Origin of the sequence: Phenylobacterium sp. (genome assembly GCF_030693405.1) — a bacterium.
Lineage (GTDB): Bacteria > Pseudomonadota > Alphaproteobacteria > Caulobacterales > Caulobacteraceae > Phenylobacterium.
Genome location: NZ_JAUYAW010000004.1, coordinates 15,101 through 33,435, shown reverse-complemented (window position 1 = coordinate 33,435; position 18,335 = coordinate 15,101). Strand labels below are relative to the sequence as shown.

19 protein-coding genes are annotated in these 18,335 nt (G+C 68.1%); 4 read left to right on the top strand and 15 right to left on the bottom strand.

Translation table 11 applies throughout. The annotated features are described in order from the left end of the window. The 7 genes from rplT to Q8N19_RS00215 form a co-directional block, all read right to left on the bottom strand. The coding region (gene rplT, locus Q8N19_RS00245; RefSeq protein WP_305587656.1) for a 50S ribosomal protein L20 at window positions 1-259 on the bottom strand (259 nt) is incomplete at its 3' end. Window positions 260-276: 17 nt separating this feature from the next. Continuing rightward, entirely contained in the window at window positions 277-477 is a 201-nt protein-coding gene (gene rpmI / locus Q8N19_RS00240) for a 50S ribosomal protein L35 (RefSeq protein ID WP_293321436.1), read from the bottom strand. 147 nt (window positions 478-624) lie between these two features. Next, window positions 625-1,839 (bottom strand): MFS transporter, encoded by a 1,215-nt coding sequence (locus Q8N19_RS00235; protein ID WP_305587655.1) that lies wholly within the window; start codon window positions 1,837-1,839, stop codon window positions 625-627. Continuing rightward, window positions 1,836-3,050, bottom strand: coding sequence for an MFS transporter (locus Q8N19_RS00230; RefSeq protein WP_305587654.1), 1,215 nt, complete (start codon window positions 3,048-3,050; stop codon window positions 1,836-1,838). The genes Q8N19_RS00235 and Q8N19_RS00230 overlap by 4 nt, the downstream gene beginning before the upstream one ends. Before the next feature lie 194 nt (window positions 3,051-3,244). Beyond that, window positions 3,245-3,766 carry a translation initiation factor IF-3 gene (gene infC / locus Q8N19_RS00225; RefSeq protein WP_304713508.1) on the bottom strand — a complete coding sequence of 174 codons (522 nt, stop codon included), beginning with the start codon at window positions 3,764-3,766 and terminating at the stop codon, window positions 3,245-3,247. Between the two features lie 105 nt (window positions 3,767-3,871). Next, window positions 3,872-4,867 (bottom strand): glycosyltransferase family 9 protein, encoded by a 996-nt coding sequence (locus Q8N19_RS00220; protein ID WP_305587653.1) that lies wholly within the window; start codon window positions 4,865-4,867, stop codon window positions 3,872-3,874. Next, window positions 4,867-6,030: a glycosyltransferase family 4 protein gene (locus Q8N19_RS00215; protein WP_305587652.1), complete on the bottom strand. Its 1,164-nt coding sequence runs from the start codon at window positions 6,028-6,030 to the stop codon at window positions 4,867-4,869. Before Q8N19_RS00215 ends, Q8N19_RS00220 begins: the two co-directional genes overlap by 1 nt. A gap of 81 nt (window positions 6,031-6,111) precedes the next feature. Here Q8N19_RS00215 and Q8N19_RS00210 point away from each other — a divergent pair, with 81 nt between their 5' ends. Continuing rightward, complete coding sequence (locus tag Q8N19_RS00210; RefSeq protein ID WP_305587651.1) at window positions 6,112-6,867, top strand: alpha/beta fold hydrolase; 756 nt, start codon at window positions 6,112-6,114, stop codon at window positions 6,865-6,867. Here the strand turns inward: Q8N19_RS00210 and Q8N19_RS00205 are convergent. The 3 genes from Q8N19_RS00205 to Q8N19_RS00195 form a co-directional block, all read right to left on the bottom strand. Beyond that, window positions 6,852-7,712, bottom strand: a complete 861-nt coding sequence (locus Q8N19_RS00205) for an SDR family oxidoreductase (RefSeq protein ID WP_305587650.1) — start codon at window positions 7,710-7,712, stop codon at window positions 6,852-6,854. The two genes, Q8N19_RS00210 and Q8N19_RS00205, sit on opposite strands and share 16 nt — an antisense overlap. 10 nt (window positions 7,713-7,722) lie before the next feature. Beyond that, the gene (locus tag Q8N19_RS00200) at window positions 7,723-8,931 is read right to left on the bottom strand and encodes an NAD-dependent epimerase/dehydratase family protein (RefSeq protein ID WP_305587649.1); all 1,209 of its coding nucleotides are present in this window, start codon (window positions 8,929-8,931) and stop codon (window positions 7,723-7,725) included. Window positions 8,932-9,042: 111 nt separating this feature from the next. Beyond that, entirely contained in the window at window positions 9,043-9,912 is an 870-nt protein-coding gene (locus Q8N19_RS00195) for a UTP--glucose-1-phosphate uridylyltransferase (RefSeq protein WP_305587648.1), read from the bottom strand. Between the two features lie 180 nt (window positions 9,913-10,092). On the opposite strand from Q8N19_RS00195, the gene Q8N19_RS00190 reads away from it, so the two are divergent. Next, complete coding sequence (locus Q8N19_RS00190; RefSeq protein WP_305587647.1) at window positions 10,093-10,371, top strand: hypothetical protein; 279 nt, start codon at window positions 10,093-10,095, stop codon at window positions 10,369-10,371. A gap of 13 nt (window positions 10,372-10,384) precedes the next feature. Here Q8N19_RS00190 and glmS read toward each other — a convergent pair whose 3' ends face one another. Further along, window positions 10,385-12,208 carry a glutamine--fructose-6-phosphate transaminase (isomerizing) gene (gene glmS, locus Q8N19_RS00185; RefSeq protein ID WP_305587646.1) on the bottom strand — a complete coding sequence of 608 codons (1,824 nt, stop codon included), beginning with the start codon at window positions 12,206-12,208 and terminating at the stop codon, window positions 10,385-10,387. A gap of 125 nt (window positions 12,209-12,333) precedes the next feature. Here glmS and glmM point away from each other — a divergent pair, with 125 nt between their 5' ends. Both glmM and Q8N19_RS00175 read left to right on the top strand, forming a co-directional pair. Next, a complete protein-coding gene (gene glmM, locus Q8N19_RS00180) occupies window positions 12,334-13,689 on the top strand; it encodes a phosphoglucosamine mutase (RefSeq protein ID WP_305587645.1) in 1,356 nt (451 codons plus the stop codon). A 125-nt stretch (window positions 13,690-13,814) separates the two neighbouring features. Next, window positions 13,815-13,976, top strand: coding sequence for a hypothetical protein (locus Q8N19_RS00175; protein WP_305587644.1), 162 nt, complete (start codon window positions 13,815-13,817; stop codon window positions 13,974-13,976). Window positions 13,977-13,997: 21 nt separating this feature from the next. Here Q8N19_RS00175 and Q8N19_RS00170 read toward each other — a convergent pair whose 3' ends face one another. From Q8N19_RS00170 to Q8N19_RS00155, 4 genes are all read right to left on the bottom strand, one after another. After that, window positions 13,998-15,302, bottom strand: a complete 1,305-nt coding sequence (locus Q8N19_RS00170; protein ID WP_305587643.1) for a UDP-glucose/GDP-mannose dehydrogenase family protein — start codon at window positions 15,300-15,302, stop codon at window positions 13,998-14,000. Window positions 15,303-15,406: 104 nt separating this feature from the next. Beyond that, complete coding sequence (locus tag Q8N19_RS00165) at window positions 15,407-16,909, bottom strand: phosphomannomutase/phosphoglucomutase (RefSeq protein ID WP_305587642.1); 1,503 nt, start codon at window positions 16,907-16,909, stop codon at window positions 15,407-15,409. 94 nt (window positions 16,910-17,003) lie between these two features. Next, window positions 17,004-17,972, bottom strand: a complete 969-nt coding sequence (locus Q8N19_RS00160) for an SIS domain-containing protein (RefSeq protein WP_305587641.1) — start codon at window positions 17,970-17,972, stop codon at window positions 17,004-17,006. Next, window positions 17,969-18,214 (bottom strand): hypothetical protein, encoded by a 246-nt coding sequence (locus Q8N19_RS00155; protein ID WP_305587640.1) that lies wholly within the window; start codon window positions 18,212-18,214, stop codon window positions 17,969-17,971. Before Q8N19_RS00155 ends, Q8N19_RS00160 begins: the two co-directional genes overlap by 4 nt. Window positions 18,215-18,335: the final 121 nt, after the last annotated feature.

The window sequence follows — 18,335 nt, the reverse complement described above, 5'->3', positions numbered from 1 at the left end:
CGGCCTTGTCGAGGCCGAAGATAAAGGTCGAATAGGTCATGCCTTCCAGACGCGCCGCCGCGTTGATCCGCTGGATCCACAGCGAGCGGAAGTTACGCTTGCGCACCTTGCGGTCGCGATAGGCGTACTGGCCGGCCTTGTCGACGGCGGCCTTGGCGGTCCGGATGGTGTTCTTGCGGCGGCCGTAGAAACCCTTGGCCTGCTCGAGAACTTTTTTGTGTCGGGCGTGGGCGACCACACCGCGTTTAACGCGTGCCATATCTTATGTGCTCCCGATCACAGGCCGTAGGGCAGGAAGGTCTTGATGATGCGGGTATCGGCCGCGCTCATGACCTTGGTGCCGCGGTTCTGGCGGATGTACTTGCTGTTATGGCTGATGAGCCGGTGGCGCTTGCCCGCGACGCCGGCCTTGATCTTGCCCGTCGCCGTCAGTTTGAAGCGCTTTTTGGCGCCTGACTTCGTCTTCAGTTTCGGCATTTCACTTGCGGAGCGCCAGGCGCCCCGTCCTCTGGCGTATTGATGAGCCGTCCTGGCATGCCTGTTGGCCAGACGGCTCCGAAGGGGCGGGTGCTTACGCCAACCCCGGACAAAAGGCAAGTCCGCGCCCCCTCTGGGCGGCGCCGGTCAGGCCCGGCGATCGGTGACCCTGGCCATGATCTGCAGGCACAGCCAGATGGCCGGCAGGATCAGGATGGCGGTCAGGGCGAAGGGCGCGCCCGGGGCCACCAGCGAGAAGAGCTGCCCCGCCAGGATTGGGCCGCCGATGCGGGCTAGGGCGCTGTTGGACATGTTCAGCCCCAGCACCTCCCCCTGACGTTCGGACGGCGTGGCCATGGAGATCAGGGCCACGAGGTTGGGGAAGGTGATCGACTGCCCGAAGACCACGATGGCCAGGCCCACGACCGCCATGGGCCAGCCGATGGCGGTGAACTGGGTCACCATGCCCACGAACATCAGGCACAGACCCGCCAGCAGGACCCTGCCTTCCCCATACCGGCGCACCAGCAGACCGGTCAGCGAACCTTGCGCCACCACGCCGATGATCCCGGCCAGCATGAAGGCCAGGCCGATCTCCCGAGGCCCCCAGCCAAACCGGGCCTCGGTCCAGAGGCCATAGGTCGCCTCAATCCCGGCGAAGCCCGAAATGGTCACGAAGCTGATCAGGAAGACCCGCAGGATGACCGGATCGGCCAGGGCTTCCCGCAGGACAACCCCCCTGGGCGGAGCGGGGGGGCGGACCATCCCCTTGGTCTGAGGGACAATCGTCTCGCGCATGAACAGGACGACGCCCAGCGCCGAGGCTAGGCCGAAGGCGGCGGCCACATAGAGCGGGATCTGGAAACCCGTTGGACCCAGTTCTGGCCGGGCCAGCAGACCCCCCAGGGCCGGGCCCACCATGAAGCCCAGGGAGAAGGCCGAGCCCATGATCCCCATGCGGCCGGCGCGCTGCTGCGGCGGGGTGATGTCGGCCAGATAGCCCTGCAGGGTCGAGATATTGCCCGACAGGAAGCCGCTCACCAGGCGCACCGCCAGCGCCGTCCAGATGCCGGGCGCCAGCGCCAGGGCCACATAGGCGAGCGCCCCGCCTGCGGTGGTGAGGATCAGGACGGGGCGGCGCCCAATCCTGTCCGACAGCTTCCCCCAGAAGGGCTCGCCCAGGAACTGGCCCACCGAGAAGGCCGAGAACATCAAGGTGATCTGCCAGGCCGGGGCGTCGAAGGCCTGGCCAAAAAACGGCAGCAGGGGAATGACCAGGCCAAAGCCGGCCATGTTCAGAAAGATGACCGACAGAAGGACGATCAGCGCCCGTGGATCCTCCCTGGGCGCCTCGGCTGTCACGGCCGTTTGGCCTCGACTTCGGCCGCCGTCTCGACCTGGGCCTCCAGGGCCGGCGCCCGCCGACTGGCGGCCAGGGCCAGCCATATGGCCGGCGCCAGCATCAGGGCGGCGATGAAGAACGGGCCGCTGATCGAGATGCCGGCGAAGGCCAGACCCGCGCAGAAGGGACCAACCACCCGCGCCAGGGCGCCCATGGCGTTGTTGAGGCCCAGGATCTGGCCGGTCCGGTGCGGGTCGGCGGTGCGGGAGATCAGCGCGCTGACATTGGGGAAGGCCACCGACTGGCCCACCGCCATGGTGCACATCAGGGCGATGACCACCGCGCCGTTGGGGGCGAAGGGCTGGGCCAGCGCGCTGACCAGGGTGAGCGCCATGCCGACGGCCAGCATCGGCCCCTCGCCATACCGCTCGGACAGACGGCCGGTGATGAACATCTGGGTTGTCGCCGCGCACACGCCCACAAAGGCGAAACAGACGCCGATTTCCCGCGGACCCCAGTCGAACCTGGCCTGGGTCCAGAGGCCGAAGATGGACTCAACGCCCGTGAAGGCGAAGCCCACCATGAAGGTCAGCAGCATAAGCCGTCCGACCACCGGATGACGCACCGCCTCGCCGATGGCCGACCAGCGGCTCGGCTGGTGCTCGAACACCTCCTGGCGGGCGCGGCTCTCACGGATAAACACCAGGATGGACAGGGCCGAGGCCGCCGCCAGGCCCGAGGCGATCAGCAGCGGCAGGCGGAAGCCCAGCGGGCCGGCCTCGGGATGGGCAAAGATGCCGCCCACGGACGGGCCGACGATCAGGCCGACATTCCAGGCCGCGCCCATGTGCGACATGCGGCGCGCACGCTTTTCCGGGGGTGTGACGTCGGCGATGTAGCCCTGAATCACCGAGCCGTTTCCACTGGCCAGGCCCCCCAGGAAGCGCACCAGCAGGGCGATCCACACATTGGGGGCGAAGGCCAGCGCCAGATAGCAGAGGCAGTTGCCGGCGATGGTGCTGATCAGGATCGGCTTGCGGCCATAGCGGTCCGACAGCCGGCCCCAGAAGGGCTCGCCGAAGAAGGCGCCGGCCGAATAGGCCGAGAAGATCAGCGCGATCTGCCAGGCCGGCGCGTCGAACGACTTGGCGTAGAAGGGCAGCAACGGAACAATGATCCCGAAGCCGAGCATATTGATGAAGATAACGGCGATCAGCGACGGCGCAGCCATAGGGGACGGAGTCGCCGCGCCCGGCGCTGGGTTCGACATGAGGCGGTGTTAGGCGTCACCCGGGAGTCCGGCAAGACCCCTCATAACCAGAATTTCTGAGCCCCGCGTCAGTCCGGCTCTGCGCTCCTGGCGCGGGCGTCAAAAAAGGGCCGGCGTCGCCGCCGGCCCCTCCTGTCTTGCGTCGGTGACCGAGCTTAGCGGGGCGCCAGGATCATGATCATCTGGCGGCCCTCCATGCGGGGCTCATACTCGACCTTGGCGACCTCTTCGAAGTCAGCCTTGACCTTCTGCAGAAGCTTCATGCCGAGTTCCGGGTGCGCCAGCTCGCGACCGCGGAAGCGCAGGGTGACCTTCACCTTGTCGCCCTCTTCGAAGAAGCGGTGCATCGAGCGGGACTTCACCTCGTAGTCGTGGGTGTCGATGTTGGGGCGGAGCTTGATCTCCTTGATCTCCACCACCTTCTGCCGCTTGCGCGCCTCGTTCTTCTTCTTCTGTTCCTGGAACTTGAACTTGCCATAGTCCAGGATCTTGCAAACGGGCGGATCCGCGTTGGGCACGATCTCGACCAGATCGAGGCCGGCTTCCGCGGCGGCTTCCAGAGCCGACGACGTGGGCATGACGCCCTGCTTCTCGCCCTGCTGATCGATCAGCAGGACGCGCGGAACGCGGATGTCCTCGTTGATGCGCGGCCCTTCCTTCTGGGGCGGCGCCTGCATGGGGCGGCGAATAGGCAAAGCTCCTGAGTCTGTTTCAATGAATGTCGCAGGCGCGCAGACGCGCCGGCCGGTCCCTAGACTATATGACGAAGCGCCCGTAGGCGATCAAGCATTCGACCCGTCGGGAAACCGGGTGAGCGCCCGGGCCGCCTGCAGCACCTGGGCCACCGGCATCTGGGCCAGATTGTCGGCCTGCAGGACGGCCACATGGCCCCGGGGGGCGGACAAGATCGGGTCCGAGGCCTTGGAAAACAGCACGATGGTCGGCGGACCGGCCGCAGCCGCCAGATGCACCGGGCCGGTGTCATTGCCGACCACCAGGGCGGCGCGGGCGCCCAGCATGGCGATTCGGGCGAGGTCCGTGCGCCCGGTCAGGTCGCGGGCCTTGCCGACGCTGCGCTGGATGGTGCGGGCCATGGCGCTTTCCTGAGGGCCGCCAATCACCACGATGTCGAAGCCGGCGGCATAGAGAATGCGGGCAAGCTCACTGTAGTGCTCCACCGGCCAGCGCTTCTCGGGCCGGTGAGCTGATCCCCCCGGCGCCATAAGCACATAGGGCCTTGCCTCGATCCCGCCGGCCACCGGCCGGGGCGCCTCGGCCTTGCGCAGGATCCAAGCCACGTCTGGCCCAGGCGCCGTGCCAGGCTCGGTGGGCGCGTTGGGCCAGATGCCGGCGTCCTTCAACTGGTCCGCATGGCGCTCCAGGGTGTGCATCTTGTCCCGGCGGGAATTGCGGTGGGGCAGGGCGCAGCCGGCCGCCACCCCCGACCACTCCGGCGGGAAAGGGCGCAAGCCATGGAAGATCAGGTTCGACCGCGACGAGGTCTGCAGGTCATAGACCCGGTCATACTTGGCCTTGCGCAGACGCCCGACCAGAGCCAGCCAGTCGCTGACGCCCTCCGGTCGCCCGTCCGTCTCGACCGTGTTGAAATAGGGACACAGCTTGGCCAGCCCCTCGAAGGGCGGGGTGGTCAGCAGCGTGATCCGCGCCTTGGGGTGGGCCTGACGGATCTGCTTGGCCGCGGCCAGGGCGAGGATGAAATCCCCCATGGCCGACAGCTTGATCACCAGGATCTTCTTGATCTCGCGGGGGGGCGCCATCAGCTCCTCGCCTCCAGGACCCGTTCGTAAGCCTCAAGGGTGGCCGCGCACATGGCGTCGACCGAATAGAGCCGGCGGGACCGGTTGGCCGCTGTCCGGCCCATTTCGGCCAGGCGGGCGGGACCCACCTCCATCGCCCGGCCGAGCGCCTGGGTCCACGCGTCCACATCCCCCGGCGCCGCCAGCCAGCCGGTCTCGCCCTGGATCACGGTCTCGGTCATGCCGCCCAGTTGCGAGGCCACCACCGGTCGGCCCATCACCTGGGGCTCGACCGCGGTGCGGCCAAAGGACTCCGGGACGATGGACGGCAGGAGGGCCACGTCTGCCAGCAGATAGGCCGCCGGCATGTCGTCGCAATGTCCGACCATGAAGACCCGATCCTCAAGCCCCTCGGCGGCGATCTGGGCGGCCAGCTCGGCCCGATAGGCGCTGCGGCCCTGGTCATCGCCGACCAGCAGGATCCGGAAGGCGCCACGTCCCGCAGCCTTCAGCCGGGCGGCGGCGGCGATGAGCGTGCCATGCCCCTTGATCCGCGTCAGGCGGGCGGCCAGCAGGAAGGTGGTGACCGTGGGATCGGCCGGGACGTTCCAGGCCTGCCGCAAGGCCGCGATCCGCTCGGGCGCCACCCAGTTGGGATTGAACCGCTCCAGGTCGACGCCCCGGGGGATGGAGACGATACGGTCGGCGTCCAGGCTGTGCTCGCGCAGCACATGGTCGCGGGTGAAGTCGGAATTGGCGATCACCAGGTCTCCACGGGTCATCACCGCATTGTACCACCGCTTCAGGCGGCTGCGGGCGTTGTAGACCCCGTGATAGGTGGCGACGAATGGCGTCCCGGTGACCTGGGCCGCCCACAGGGCCGAGAAGGCCGGGGCCCGGGAGCGGGCATGGACCAGGCTGACCTTCTCGCGGCGGATCAGATCCACCAGGCGGGCGGCGTTGCCCAGCATCACCAGAGGGTTCTTGGTCTGGACCGGCATCTGGGCCAGTCGTCCGCCGTCGGACTCAAGGCGCGCGGCCATCCGTCCGCCGCGGGTGGCCACCAGGGCCTTGCCGCCGCTGCGCACCACCGCATGGGCGATGTCGATCGTGGTCTGCTCGGCCCCGCCTGTGTCCAGTTCGGGCACGACCTGCAGAAGCGTAAAGTCCGGGGGCAATGTCACGGCGCCTTGCATACCGCAGAACACGCTTCGGTAAACCCCGCACGACCTGGGATGGGGCCGGGGAGCCGGCTATAAGGCTCCATGCATGAAGAAACGGGATATCTGCGCCGCCCCGACGGGACGTCGCTGGCCTGGCGGCGGATCGCCGGCCGCGGGCCGGCCGTCGTCTGGATGGGCGGCTTTCGCTCCGATATGGCCGGAACCAAGGCCCAGGCCCTGGCCGACTGGGCGTTGGAGACGGGCCAGGCCTATGTGCGCTTCGACTATTTCGGCCATGGGGACTCCGAGGGCGATTTCGCCCAGGGCACGATCACCCGCTGGCGGGAGGATGCGCTCGCCGTTCTCGACGAGCTGGCGCCGGGCCCGGTCGTTCCGGTCGGATCTTCCATGGGCGGCTGGATCGCCTGTCTGGCGGCCATGGTGCGGCCAGAGCAGGTGCGGGGGCTGGTCCTGGTCGCGCCGGCGCCGGACTTCACCGAAAAGCTGATGGGGCCGGAAATTGACGCCGCCGCCCGCCGGTCCCTGGACGAGACCGGCATCTGGATGCGCCCGTCCGACTATGGGGAGCCCTATCCGATCACCCGCACCCTGCTGGAGGACGGCGACCACTGGTCGATCCTGCCGGGACCCGTGCCCATCACCGCCCCGGTGCGTATCCTGCAGGGCGGCGAGGACGCTGATGTCCCCTGGCGCCACGCCCTGGAACTCGCCCAGGCGATCAACAGCCCCGATGTGGTGTTCCAGCTGATCAAGGACGGGGATCACCGCCTGTCGCGACCCGAGGATCTCGCCCGCCTGATCGCGGCGGTCGGGGAGCTGGGTCAGCCGCCCGCCTGAAGAATGGCCGCCAGGCCCTCGCGATAGGTCGGATAGGCCGGACGCCAGCCGAGCTCGGCCTTGGCGCGCGCGTTGGAGACCCGCTTGCTCTCGGCATAGAAGCGCTGCGCCGGTCCGGCCAGATTGGCGTCTTCCACCGGGATTTCCGGCGGAACAGGCAGGCCAAGCAGGCCCGCGGCATAGGCCACCACCTCGCTGTTGGGGGCCGGCGCGTCATCGCACAGATTATAGATCCCGCCGGCCCGGGGCCGGGCGATGGAGGCGGCCAGCCCTGCAGCCAGGTCGTCCACATGGATGCGGGAAAAGACCTGGCCCGGCGCGGTGATCCGCTTGGCCCGGCCAGAGCGCAGCCGATCAAAGGTCGAGCGGCCTGGCCCATAGATGCCCGGCAGGCGGAAGATGGTGGTGGTCAGGCCCATGCCCTTGCCCACGTCCAGCCAGTCCCGCTCGGCGGCGACCCGGCGCGCCCCCTCCATCGACTGGGCGGCCAGGCGACTGGACTCAAACGCCCAACCCCCTTGCCGGTCCCCATAGACGCCGGTGGTGGAGAGATAGCCCAGCCAGTCGGGAAAGGCCCCGCCCCGAGCCATGCACGGGACCAGGGTCCGCAGGCCAGGACAGCCCTCTGCATCGGGGGCGGCGGTCACCAGCACCGCATCGGCCGCCTTCAGCTGCGCGGCCAGACCCTCCTGGTCATGGATTGACACCGGCTCAACCCCCAGGGCCGATAGCCGCGCGCTGTCCTCAGAGCGTCGGTAGGAGGCGGCCAGACTCCAGCCCTCGCCCTTCAGCCGCGCCCCAAGGGCTGCGGCCGAAAACCCGTAGCCAAAGGTGAAGAGCCGCACGGCCCTTTCCCTACTCGGCCGCCACCGCCTTGCCCGGCGCAGTGGCCGCAGCCGCCCGCTCGGCGTTCCAGTGGGACACGCAGGGGATCTTGCTCAGGTCGGCGCGGTCAGCATAGGCCCGGGCGATCTCGGCGACCTCCATCAACAGGCCGTCCTCCAGCCGGATCGGGTTCAGCCCATAGTCCAGCAGGCATTTGTTCTCGACCACCAGGTCGTTTTCGTCGGCCTCGGCTCGGGGATTGGGCAGGTGGGTGACCTCGGCGTCGGTGAGGCGGGCGATCATCTGGGCCAGATCCCGCACCCGCCAGGTCTCAGTCATCTGGTTCATGACCTTGACCCGCTCGCCGCGCTCCGGCGGATGGGCCAGGGCCAGCTCGACACAGCGCACCGTGTCCTGGATGTGGATGAAGGCGCGGGTCTGCCCGCCGGCCCCGTGCACGGTCAGCGGATAGCCCACCGCCGACTGCATCAGGAACCGGTTCAGCACCGTGCCGTAGTCCCCGTCATAGTCGAACCGGTTGATCAGCCGCTCGTCCTTGCGGGTCTCTTCGGTCTGGGTGCCCCAGACGATGCCCTGGTGCAGGTCGGTGATCCGCAGGTGGTCGTTCTTGGCGTAGAACTGGAACAGCAGGGCGTCCTGCGTCTTGGTCATGTGATAGATCGATCCCGGATTGGCCGGGTAGAGGATCTCCCGCTCGACCCAGCCATCCGGCGTCTCGATCTTGACCGTCAGATAGCCCTCGGGGATGGCCGCGCCGGCCGTGCCGTAGCCATAGACGCCCATGGTGCCGAGATGCGCCAGATGGATGTCGAGACCCGAATCGACGATGGCCGCGAGGACGTCGTTGGTGGCGTTGAGATTATTGTCGACCGTGTAGCGCTTGTGCTTGGCCGACTTCATCGAATAGGGCGCGGCCCGCTGTTCGGCGAAGTGGACGATGGAGTCCGGCCGCCACGTCTTCAGCAGGTCGAGCAGGGCGTCATAGTCCTTGCCCACGGTAATGTCGTGAAAGCCGATCTCGTGGCCGGACACCTCTTTCCAGGCGGCGATCCGCCCGTGGATGTCCTGGACCGGCGTGAGGGACTGAACCCCCAACTCACCGTCGATCCGACGCCGGGACAGATTGTCGACGATGGCCACCTCGTGGCCGCGGGCGGAGAGGTGGAGGGCCGTCGGCCACCCGCAGAAGCCATCTCCGCCGAGAATGAGTACGCGCATCGCCGCTCCGATCCGTGCAGGGTTTCACCTTCGCCAGGGCTAACAAACGGCGGGGCGTTGTGAAAGCGCTGAGCGAGGGAATGCCTGGAGGACCGGCGGGTTTCCTGGGCTTCAGAGCAGGCCGCTGATCGCTGCGCGCGCATCGGCGCCCAGGCTCGGATGGCGCAGGGCAAAGGCCACATTGGCCCGCAGCAGGCCGATCTTGTCGCCGCAGTCATAGGTCACGCCCTCATATTCCAGGGCGTGAAAGGGCTGGACCTTCATCAGCTCGGCCATGGCGTCGGTCAGCTGGATCTCGCCGCCGGCCCCCTTTCCCTGCTTTTCCAGCAAGGGGAAGATCTCGGGCTGCAGGACATAGCGGCCGCTGATGAACAGGTTGGACGGCTCGGTCCCGGGCGCCGGCTTCTCGACCATGCCACGCATGCGGTTCAGGCGGCCCGTCTGGCTCTCCAGATCGACAATGCCGTACTTGTGGGCCTCGCCCTCCGGCGCCGGCTCGACGACGATGATGTTCCCGCCCACCTGGTCATGGGCGCTGACCGCCTGGGCCAGGGCTGCGGGTTCGGCGGCCATCAGCATGTCCGGCAGCATGACGGCGAAGGGCTCATCGCCGATGATGTCCCGGGCGCACCAGACCGCATGGCCAAGCCCCAGGGGCGCCATCTGGCGCACGAAGCTCATCTGGCCGGGCTTGGGCAGGTCCCGGCGCACCTCGGCCAGGATGTCGGCCTTGCCCTTGGCCTCCAGGGCGTTCTCGATTTCTGGCGCGGCGTCGAAATAGTCCTCGATGGCGCCCTGGCCGCGACCGACGATGAAGACGAAGTGCTCGATGCCGGCCGCGCGGCCCTCTTCGATCACATAGGACAGGATGGGGCGGTCGAAGACATTGAGCATGTTCTTCGGAGTGGTCTTGGCGCCGGGCAGAACCCGCGTCCCCAGTCCCGCCACCGGCAGCACCGCCTTGCGAACGCGCCTGTTCATGTCCGTCCTCCATCGAGCCGCAAAACCGCTAGACGAGGCCTTACGGGAAATCCACCACCATCAGATGAACGCCGCCGGTTCTGGGCGCCCGGCCCGGGGACTGATCACGAAAGCGGGAACGCCGGCCGCGGGCTCGACGTTCGAGAATTTCGGGAATTCATCCAGACGGGAGCCAAACTCGTGAAAAGGCGCAACCTGACCACCCTGTCGATCGGCGCGCTCGCCGCCGTCACCCTCGCCGCCTGTGGCGACAACGAGGTCGAGACCACCGAACCCATGCCCGCCGAAACCGGCGCCATGGGCGCGATGACCCCGGCCGATCCGATGGCGCCCACCGGTCCGGCCATGGCCGACCCGGCCATGCCCGCCGATGGGATGACGCCGCCGCCGGTCAATGATCCCGCCGCCATGGATCCGGCGGCTACGTCGCCGGCCACCGAGACCCCGCCCGCGCCCTAAGGGCCGGGCGGCCTCACTCCACGGTGACGGACTTGGCCAGATTGCGTGGCTGATCCACGTCGGCGCCCTTCTGTACGGCTACGTGGTAGGCCAGCAGCTGGATCGGCGCCGACATCACCAGGGTCGAGACCAGAGGGTCCGAGGACGGCGCGGTGACCACCACCTTGGCGCCGGCCGGCGCGTGCTTGGCGCCTTCGGTGTCGGTGATGAACACCACCTGGCCGCCCCGGGCCATGACCTCGCTCATGTTCGAGGCCGACTTCTCAAACCAGGCGTCATAGGGCGCCAGGATGATGATCGGGGTCTGGTCGTCCACAAGGGCGATCGGCCCGTGCTTGAGCTCGCCGGCGGCATAGCCCTCGGCGTGGATATAGCTGATTTCCTTGAGCTTCAGCGCGCCTTCCAGGGCCAGCGCCGACATCGGCCCGCGGCCCAGATAGAGCACGTCCTTGGCCTTGGCGATCTCGGCTGCGATGGCGCTGATGGCGTCCTCCAGGCCGATGGCCTCGGCCATCAGACGCGGTGCGCCCAGCAACACCTTGACCAGCCGGGCCTCCTCCGCGCCGTCGATCCTGTTCCGGGCCTTGGCCGCGGCGATGGCCAGGGCGATCAGCACGCTCACCTGGGCGGTAAAGGCCTTGGTCGAGGCGACACCGATCTCGGGTCCGCAGTGGATCGGCCAGACCACGTCGACCTCACGGGCGATGGTGGATTCCGTAGCGTTGACGATCGCGGCGCTGCGCATGCCGCGCGCCTTGCAGTAGCGAAGGGCCGCCAGGGTGTCGGCGGTCTCGCCGGACTGCGACATGGCGATGACCAGGGCGCCGGGCCGCAGGGCCGGCTGTCGGTAGCGGAACTCCGAGGCGATCTCGACGTCCACCGGCAGGTCGGCCAGCTGCTCGATCAAATAGCGGCCGATCATGCCGGCGATATAGGAGGTGCCGCAGGCGACGATCTGGATGCGCTCCAGGCTGGCGAAATCCACGGCGCCGGGGATGGCCGCCTGGCTGGTCAGGGTGTCCACATAGGCCGCGATGGTGCGCTGGCACCCCTCGGGCTGGTCGTGGATCTCCTTCTCCATGAAGTGGCGGTAGTTGCCCCGCTCCACCAGGGCCGCGGCGCGGGCCAGCTGCTTAACCTCCCTGACCACGCTTTCGCCGGCGGCGTCGAAGATCTCGGCCTTGCCATGGTCGATGCGGACGAAGTCGCCCTCTTCCAGGTAGGCGACCCTGTTGGTGAACGGGCCCACAGCCAGGGCGTCGGAGCCCAGGAACATCTCGCCCTCGCCATAGCCCACCACCAGGGGGCTGCCCCGCCGGGCGCCCAGGATGGCCTCGTCCTCGCCGGCCACCAGGACGGCCAGGGCGAAGGCGCCGGTCAGCCGGTCCAGGGTCGCCTTCAGAGCCAGGAGCGGCGACAGGCCAGTATCCAGCTGGGCGTCCATCAGTTGGGCGATCACCTCAGTGTCGGTGTCGCTGGAAAACACCCGGCCGTGAGCTTCCAGCTCCCGGCGCAGCTCGGCGAAGTTCTCGATGATCCCGTTGTGGACCAGGGTGACGCGGCCGGCGGTGTGCGGGTGGGCGTTGCGCTCGGACGGCGCCCCGTGGGTCGCCCAGCGGGTGTGGCCGATGCCGACCTTGGCCACCAGCGGCTGGGCCGCCAGGACGTCCTGCAGGGCGCGGATCTTGCCCTGCGCCCGGCGGCGCTCCACGTGACCAGGGGCGGTCACGCCCGCCACGCCGGCGGAGTCATAGCCGCGGTACTCCAGGCGCAGCAGGCTCTCCACCAGCCGGTTCTGGACGTCGCTCTTGCCGACGATGCCTATGATGCCGCACATGGCCTTACCTCACCGTTTTGCCGGATGCCTCCGACGCGCCTAATCTCTCGCCCCGCGCCGCCTTTAGCATTCGCAAACGCGGCGTCGACTAAATCTGGGTTTCCGATCGTTTCGCGAGTCCGACCATGACCAACCGCGCCTATTTTGGAACCGACGGCATCCGGGGGGAGGCTAACCGCCACCCTATGACCGCCGAGGTCGCCCTGCGGGTCGGCATGGCGGCTGGCAAGGTGTTCATGTCCCAGGACGCCCGGCGCCATCTGGTGGTGATCGGCAAGGACACCCGCCTGTCGGGCTATATGATCGAGCCGGCCCTGGTGGCGGGATTCACCAGCGTCGGCATGGATGTCCGCCTGCTGGGGCCCATGCCGACGCCCGGGGTGGCCATGATGACCCGCTCGATGCGCGCCGACCTCGGCGTGATGATCAGCGCCTCGCACAACGCCTATTCCGACAATGGCATCAAGCTGTTCGGCCCCGATGGCTACAAGCTCTCCGACGCCCGGGAGCTGGAGATCGAGGCCCTGATGGACGAGGGGCTTCAGGAACGTCTGGCCGCGCCCGACGCCCTGGGCCGGGTGGCGCGCATCGATGATTCCCAGGCCCGCTATGTGGAGATCGCCAAGGCCGCCTTCCCCCGCCGGCTCAGCCTGAACGGCCTGCGCATCGTCATCGATTGCGCCAATGGCGCGGCCTACAAGGTCGCCCCCACCGCCCTGTATGAGCTCGGCGCCGAGGTGATCCGTCTGGGCGTCGAGCCCAACGGCTTCAACATCAACAATGACTGCGGCTCCACCCATCCCGAGGCCATGGCCAAGATGGTGCGGGAATACCGCGCCGACATCGGCATTGCGCTCGACGGCGACGCCGACCGCCTGGTGATCTGCGACGAGACCGGCCATGTGGTCGATGGCGACCAGATCATGGCCCTGATCGCCGGCCATTGGGCCGCCCGGGACCAGCTGACCGGTGGGGGCGTGGTGGCCACCGTCATGTCGAACCTCGGTCTCGAGCGGTTCCTCAGCGAGCGCGGCCTGATCCTGGAGCGGACCGCCGTGGGCGACCGCGCGGTGATGAAGCGGATGCGCGAGGGCGGTTTCAACCTGGGCGGGGAACAGTCCGGCCATGTGATTCTGTCGGACTTCTCCACCACCGGCGACGGCCTCCTGGCCGCCCTGCAGGTGCTGGCGGTGCTCAAGCAGGCCGACAAGCCCATGAGCGCGCTCGCCCGGCAGTTCGAGCCCGTGCCCCAGCTTCTGGAAAACGTCCGCTTCGGCGGCGGCGGCCGCCCGCTCGACAGCGAAAGCGTCAAGGGCGCCATCGCCCAGGCCGAGCAGCGACTCAACGGCTCGGGGCGGCTTCTGGTCCGGGCGTCCGGCACAGAGCCGCTGATTCGAATCATGGCCGAAGGCGACGACGAAAAACTGATCTTCGAGATCGTTCACGAGCTCGCCGGCGTGGTGCGCCAGGCCGCGGCCTGACAGGGATTTGAACGACTTCCCGCAGGTTTTCGGAAACCCTATCCACGGCCCAGCTATTGTGTCAGTCTCGTAATGTTCGCACCGCTCGACCGGCGCGATGACACAAGATCGACTGGGAGAAACGCATGTCTCGCAACACCGCCATGGCGGGTCGCGGGCAGGGGAATGTCAATCGGGGCCCCGCCTCGATCGCCTGTCTTGCCTTTGTAGCCGTCCTCAGCCTGGCCTTCTGGGCCGGCGCCGCCTGGATCGTGCAACACCTGCTCAGCCTGATGCCGCTAGGCTAGAGCCCGGCTCTGGGCGTCGCCTCAGGCCCGCCCGATGCTCACATAGTCGAACCCCTGGCGACGCACGTCGTCAGGCCGGTAGATATTGCGCAGATCGACCAGGACCGGGGTCTTCATCGCCGCCTTCAGGCGGTCGAGATCCAGCGCCCGGAACTGATCCCATTCGGTGATGATCACCACCGCCTCGGCGTCCTTGGCGACGGCATAGGGCTCGGCCGCGAAGTCCACATCCTTCAGCAGATGGCGCGCCTCGCGCTCGCCCTCGGGGTCGTAGGCCGTGATCGTGGCCCCGAGCGCCTGCAGGGTCGGGATGATGTCCAGGCTCGGCGCATCGCGCATGTCGTCGGTATTGGGCTTGAAGGTCAGGCCCAGCACCCCGATCCGCTTGCCCTTCACATCCCCGCCCATGGCCTGGACCACCTTGTCGGCCATGGCCTTCTTGCGCTGGTCATTGACCCGCACCGTGGTCTCGATCAGCTGCACCGGCGCGCCGAAGTCGGTGGCGGTACGCACCAGGGCCAGCGTGTCCTTCGGGAAGCAGGAGCCCCCATAGCCCGGCCCGGCGTTGAGGAACTTGCCGCCGATGCGGTTGTCCAGGCCGATCCCCTTGGCCACCTGCTGCACGTCGGCGCCGACGGCCTCGCACAGGTCGGCCATCTCGTTGATGAAGGTGATCTTCACGGCCAGGAAGGCGTTGGCCGCATACTTGATCAGCTCGCTGGTCCGCCGGCCCGTGAAGACGATCGGCGTCTCGTTGAGGAACAGCGGCCGGTAAAGCTCGCTCATCACAGGCCGCGCCCGCTCATCCTCCAGACCCACCACCACCCGGTCGGGGCGCTTGAAGTCCTCGATGGCCGCGCCTTCCCGCAGGAACTCCGGGTTGGACACCACGGCGAACTGGGCGTCGGGGCGCTTGGCGCGGATGATCCTCTCGATCTCATCGCCCGTGCCCACCGGCACGGTGGACTTGGTCACCACCACGGTGAAGCCGTCCATGAGGTCAGCGATCTCTTCGGCTGCGGCATAGACGTAGGACAGGTCCGCATGGCCGTCGCCCCGGCGCGAGGGCGTGCCTACGGCGATGAACACCGCATCGGCCTTGGCCACCGCCGCGGCGGCTTCCGTCTCGAAGAACAGCCGGCCGGCCGCCACATTGCGCGCCACCAGCCCCTCAAGGCCGGGCTCGAAGATCGGGATGCCGCCCTCCCGCAGGCGCTCGATCTTGGCCGCATCCTTGTCGATGCAGGTCACCTCATGACCGAAGTCGGCGAAGCACGCCCCGCTCACCAGGCCCACATAGCCTGTCCCGATCATCGCCACTTGCATGCGCTGGTCCTAGGTCTGGAATCGCTCAGGCCGCCGCGAGGGGGCCTGTCCACGCGGTGATCTAGCCGAAACCAGGCTGGCCCCGCCAGACCGGCCTGAGGCGGCTAGATTTCCTGGTTGTAGCCGCCCACCTGCGGATGCTTGCCCAGCCGGGGCTTCACTTCCTTGTGGAACAGGGCGCGCATGTCGTCGGCCGAGCTGGTGCTTTCCACCACCACAACGATCTCGGGCTTGTTGGACGAGGCCCGCACCAGCACCCAGGAGCCGTCCTCCAGGGCCACGCGGACGCCGTTGACGGTGATCAGATCGGCGATCTTCCGACCCAGGATCGTACCGCCCTCGGCCCGCAGGGCCTCGTACTCGGCGACGATCTTTTCGACCACGCCGTACTTTTCCTCGTCCGGGCAGTGGGGGGACATGGTCAAGGAGGTGTAGGCGACCGGCAGGGCCTTCTTCAGGTCCGACAGCTTCTTGTCCGGGTTGCGGTCCAGCATGGCCAGGATGGCGGCGGCGGCCACCAAGCCGTCGTCATAGCCCCGGCCGATAGGGTCGTTGAAGAAGAAGTGGCCGCTCTTCTCGAACCCGGCCAGGGCCTTCAGCTCGGCGGTCTTGCGCTTGATGTAGGAATGGCCGGTCTTCCAGTAGACGGTCTTGGCGCCGTTGGCGGCCAGAACCTCGTCGGTGGCGTAGAGGCCGGTCGACTTCACATCGACCACGAAGGTGGCGTCCTTGTGCAGGACCGACAGGTCCCGGGCCAGCATCAGGCCGATCTTGTCGGCGAAGATCTCCTCGCCCTCGTCGTCCACCACCCCGCAGCGGTCGCCGTCGCCGTCGAAGCCGAGCGCGCAGTCGGCGCCATACTGGCGCACGGCCGCAGCCATCTCGTGGAGCATTTCCTGGTCTTCTGGGTTCGGATTGTAGCGCGGGAAGGTCCAGTCCAGATCGCAGTCCATCTCATAGACCACAGCCACGCCCATCTTGCGCAGGGCCTCGGCGGCGAAGGCGCCGGCCGTGCCGTTGCCACAGGCGCAGACCACCTTAAGCGGCCGCTTCAGGCTGACCCCGGCCGCCACGTCGGCGACGTAGCGCTCGGCGACGCCGGCCACATGGGTGAGGCTTCCGCCGGGCTTAAGCTCCCAGGCGCCGCCGAGCACGATGTCCTTGAGCCGGCCCATCTCGTCGGGGCCGAAGGTCAGGGGCCGCTGGGCGCCCATCTTCACCCCCGTCCAGCCGTTCTCATTGTGGCTGGCGGTGACCATGGCCACGCAGGGCGCGTCGAGGTCGAACTGGGCGAAATAGGCGATGGGCGACAGGGCCAGGCCGATATCCAGCACTTCGCAGCCCGCCTGGATGAGGCCGAGCGTCAGGGCCTGCTTGATCGAGAGCGAATAGGACCGGAAGTCGTGGCCGACGACGATCTTGGTCTGGCCCATCTGCTGGATCAGGGTGCCCAGCCCCATGCCCAGCGCCTCGACGCCGAGCAGGTTGATGTCTGGCCCGAACAGCCACCGCGCATCATATTCCCGGAAGCCCGTGGCCTTCACCAGCGGCTGGTTCTCATAGGCGAGCGTATTGGGGACGAGATCGGCGCTGGGGGCGAGAAGCATCTGGACTCCGCAGGTGGGTGGTCGACAGCTCAGTACACGACAGGCCCTCGGGCCAGCTTAACGCGAACTCCCTAAGGGGCGTTCACGACGGTTGCTACATCACACCTGCCCGAAGCAGGTCATGCACGTGCAATATGCCCACCGGACGGTCGTTCTCCACAACGAAGAGTACGGTCACGGACGGCGCGGGATCGGTCATCAGGGCCAGCGCCTCCGAGGCCATCATGGCCGGCGGCGCGGTTTTCTTCGGTCCAGGCGTCATCACCTGGCCCGCGGTCTGGCCGAGCAGGCCCTCGATATGGCGGCGCAGGTCGCCGTCGGTGATCGCGCCCACCAGCCGGCCCGCCTCATCGGTGACGCCCACAATGCCCCACCGCTTCTCGGTCATCACCAGCAGGGCCTCGGGCATCGGGGTGTCGTGGGCCACCAGGGGCAGCTCGCCGGCCCCGTGCATCAGGTCGCCGACCGTGCGCAGCATGGCGCCCAGCTTGCCGCCGGGATGGAAGGTCTTGAAGTCCTTGGCCGTGAAGCCCCGGCGCTCCAGCAGCGCCACGGCCAGCGCGTCACCGAGGGCGATCTGCAGGGTGGTCGAGGTGGTCGGCGCGCTGACCTCGGCGGTGGCTTCTGGCGCATCGGCCAGGCGAAGCACCACGTCGGCGGCCTGGCCGAGCGCGCTGCCCGGGGCGGCCGTCAGGGCGATCAGCGGGATCCGGAAGCGCTTGGCGTAGGCCAGGATGTCGGACAGCTCGCGCACCTCGCCCGATTTGGAGAGCGCCAGGACAGCGTCCTCCTGGCCGATCATGCCCAGGTCCCCGTGGCTGGCCTCAGAGGCGTGCACGAAGAAGGCGGCCGATCCTGTGGAGGCGAAGGTGGCGGCGATCTTGCGCGCCACATGGCCGGACTTGCCGATACCGGTGCAGGCGATCCGCCCCTTGGCGGCGAACAGGATATCCACTGCCTGAGCGAACGCCTGATCCAGGCCCTCGGCCTGCAGGCTCAGGGCGGCGGATTCGGCTGCCAGCACCCGGCGGCCCACGGCCACGGCGTCGAAATCGGGCCTCATGGCTGGGCCGCGACGGCTTCAGCCTGCAGGCCGCGCATGGTCTCGCGGGCCTGATTGATCCGCTTCTGCGAGGCCTCGGTCTGCCGCTTCATGGCCGCCTGCATCTCCGGCGTCTGCTGGATGGGCGTGTGACCAAAGGGGCCGGGCGAGCGGGCGCCGATGCCCTGGGGCCAGACCAGGGCCAGGGCGATGACCATCGCTGCGGCCAAGGCCATCAGCGGAAAGAAAAATCGATCGAGCATTGCGGTTCGATATAGCCGCTCCGCGCGCGCTCGGCCACGTCCAAGGCGGCTATCGCGCCTTGACGGAGGTGCGGCCGCGCCCTAGCCGAACGGGCGACCCCCGCCGCCCCGGAGATGCCCC

Coding starts and splice junctions, on each gene's coding strand:
- Q8N19_RS00230 (WP_305587654.1), bottom strand. CDS start 3,050: ATGGCTGCGCCGTCGCTGATCGCCGTTATCTTCATCAATATGCTCGGC.
- Q8N19_RS00160 (WP_305587641.1), bottom strand. CDS start 17,972: ATGAGGCCCGATTTCGACGCCGTGGCCGTGGGCCGCCGGGTGCTGGCA.
- Q8N19_RS00195 (WP_305587648.1), bottom strand. CDS start 9,912: ATGAACAGGCGCGTTCGCAAGGCGGTGCTGCCGGTGGCGGGACTGGGG.
- Q8N19_RS00200 (WP_305587649.1), bottom strand. CDS start 8,931: ATGCGCGTACTCATTCTCGGCGGAGATGGCTTCTGCGGGTGGCCGACG.
- glmS (WP_305587646.1), bottom strand. CDS start 12,208: ATGTGCGGCATCATAGGCATCGTCGGCAAGAGCGACGTCCAGAACCGG.
- Q8N19_RS00165 (WP_305587642.1), bottom strand. CDS start 16,909: ATGCTTCTCGCCCCCAGCGCCGATCTCGTCCCCAATACGCTCGCCTAT.
- rpmI (WP_293321436.1), bottom strand. CDS start 477: ATGCCGAAACTGAAGACGAAGTCAGGCGCCAAAAAGCGCTTCAAACTG.
- Q8N19_RS00210 (WP_305587651.1), top strand. CDS start 6,112: ATGCATGAAGAAACGGGATATCTGCGCCGCCCCGACGGGACGTCGCTG.
- Q8N19_RS00175 (WP_305587644.1), top strand. CDS start 13,815: ATGTCTCGCAACACCGCCATGGCGGGTCGCGGGCAGGGGAATGTCAAT.
- glmM (WP_305587645.1), top strand. CDS start 12,334: ATGACCAACCGCGCCTATTTTGGAACCGACGGCATCCGGGGGGAGGCT.
- Q8N19_RS00155 (WP_305587640.1), bottom strand. CDS start 18,214: ATGCTCGATCGATTTTTCTTTCCGCTGATGGCCTTGGCCGCAGCGATG.
- Q8N19_RS00220 (WP_305587653.1), bottom strand. CDS start 4,867: ATGGCGCCCCCCCGCGAGATCAAGAAGATCCTGGTGATCAAGCTGTCG.
- infC (WP_304713508.1), bottom strand. CDS start 3,766: ATGCAGGCGCCGCCCCAGAAGGAAGGGCCGCGCATCAACGAGGACATC.
- Q8N19_RS00170 (WP_305587643.1), bottom strand. CDS start 15,302: ATGCAAGTGGCGATGATCGGGACAGGCTATGTGGGCCTGGTGAGCGGG.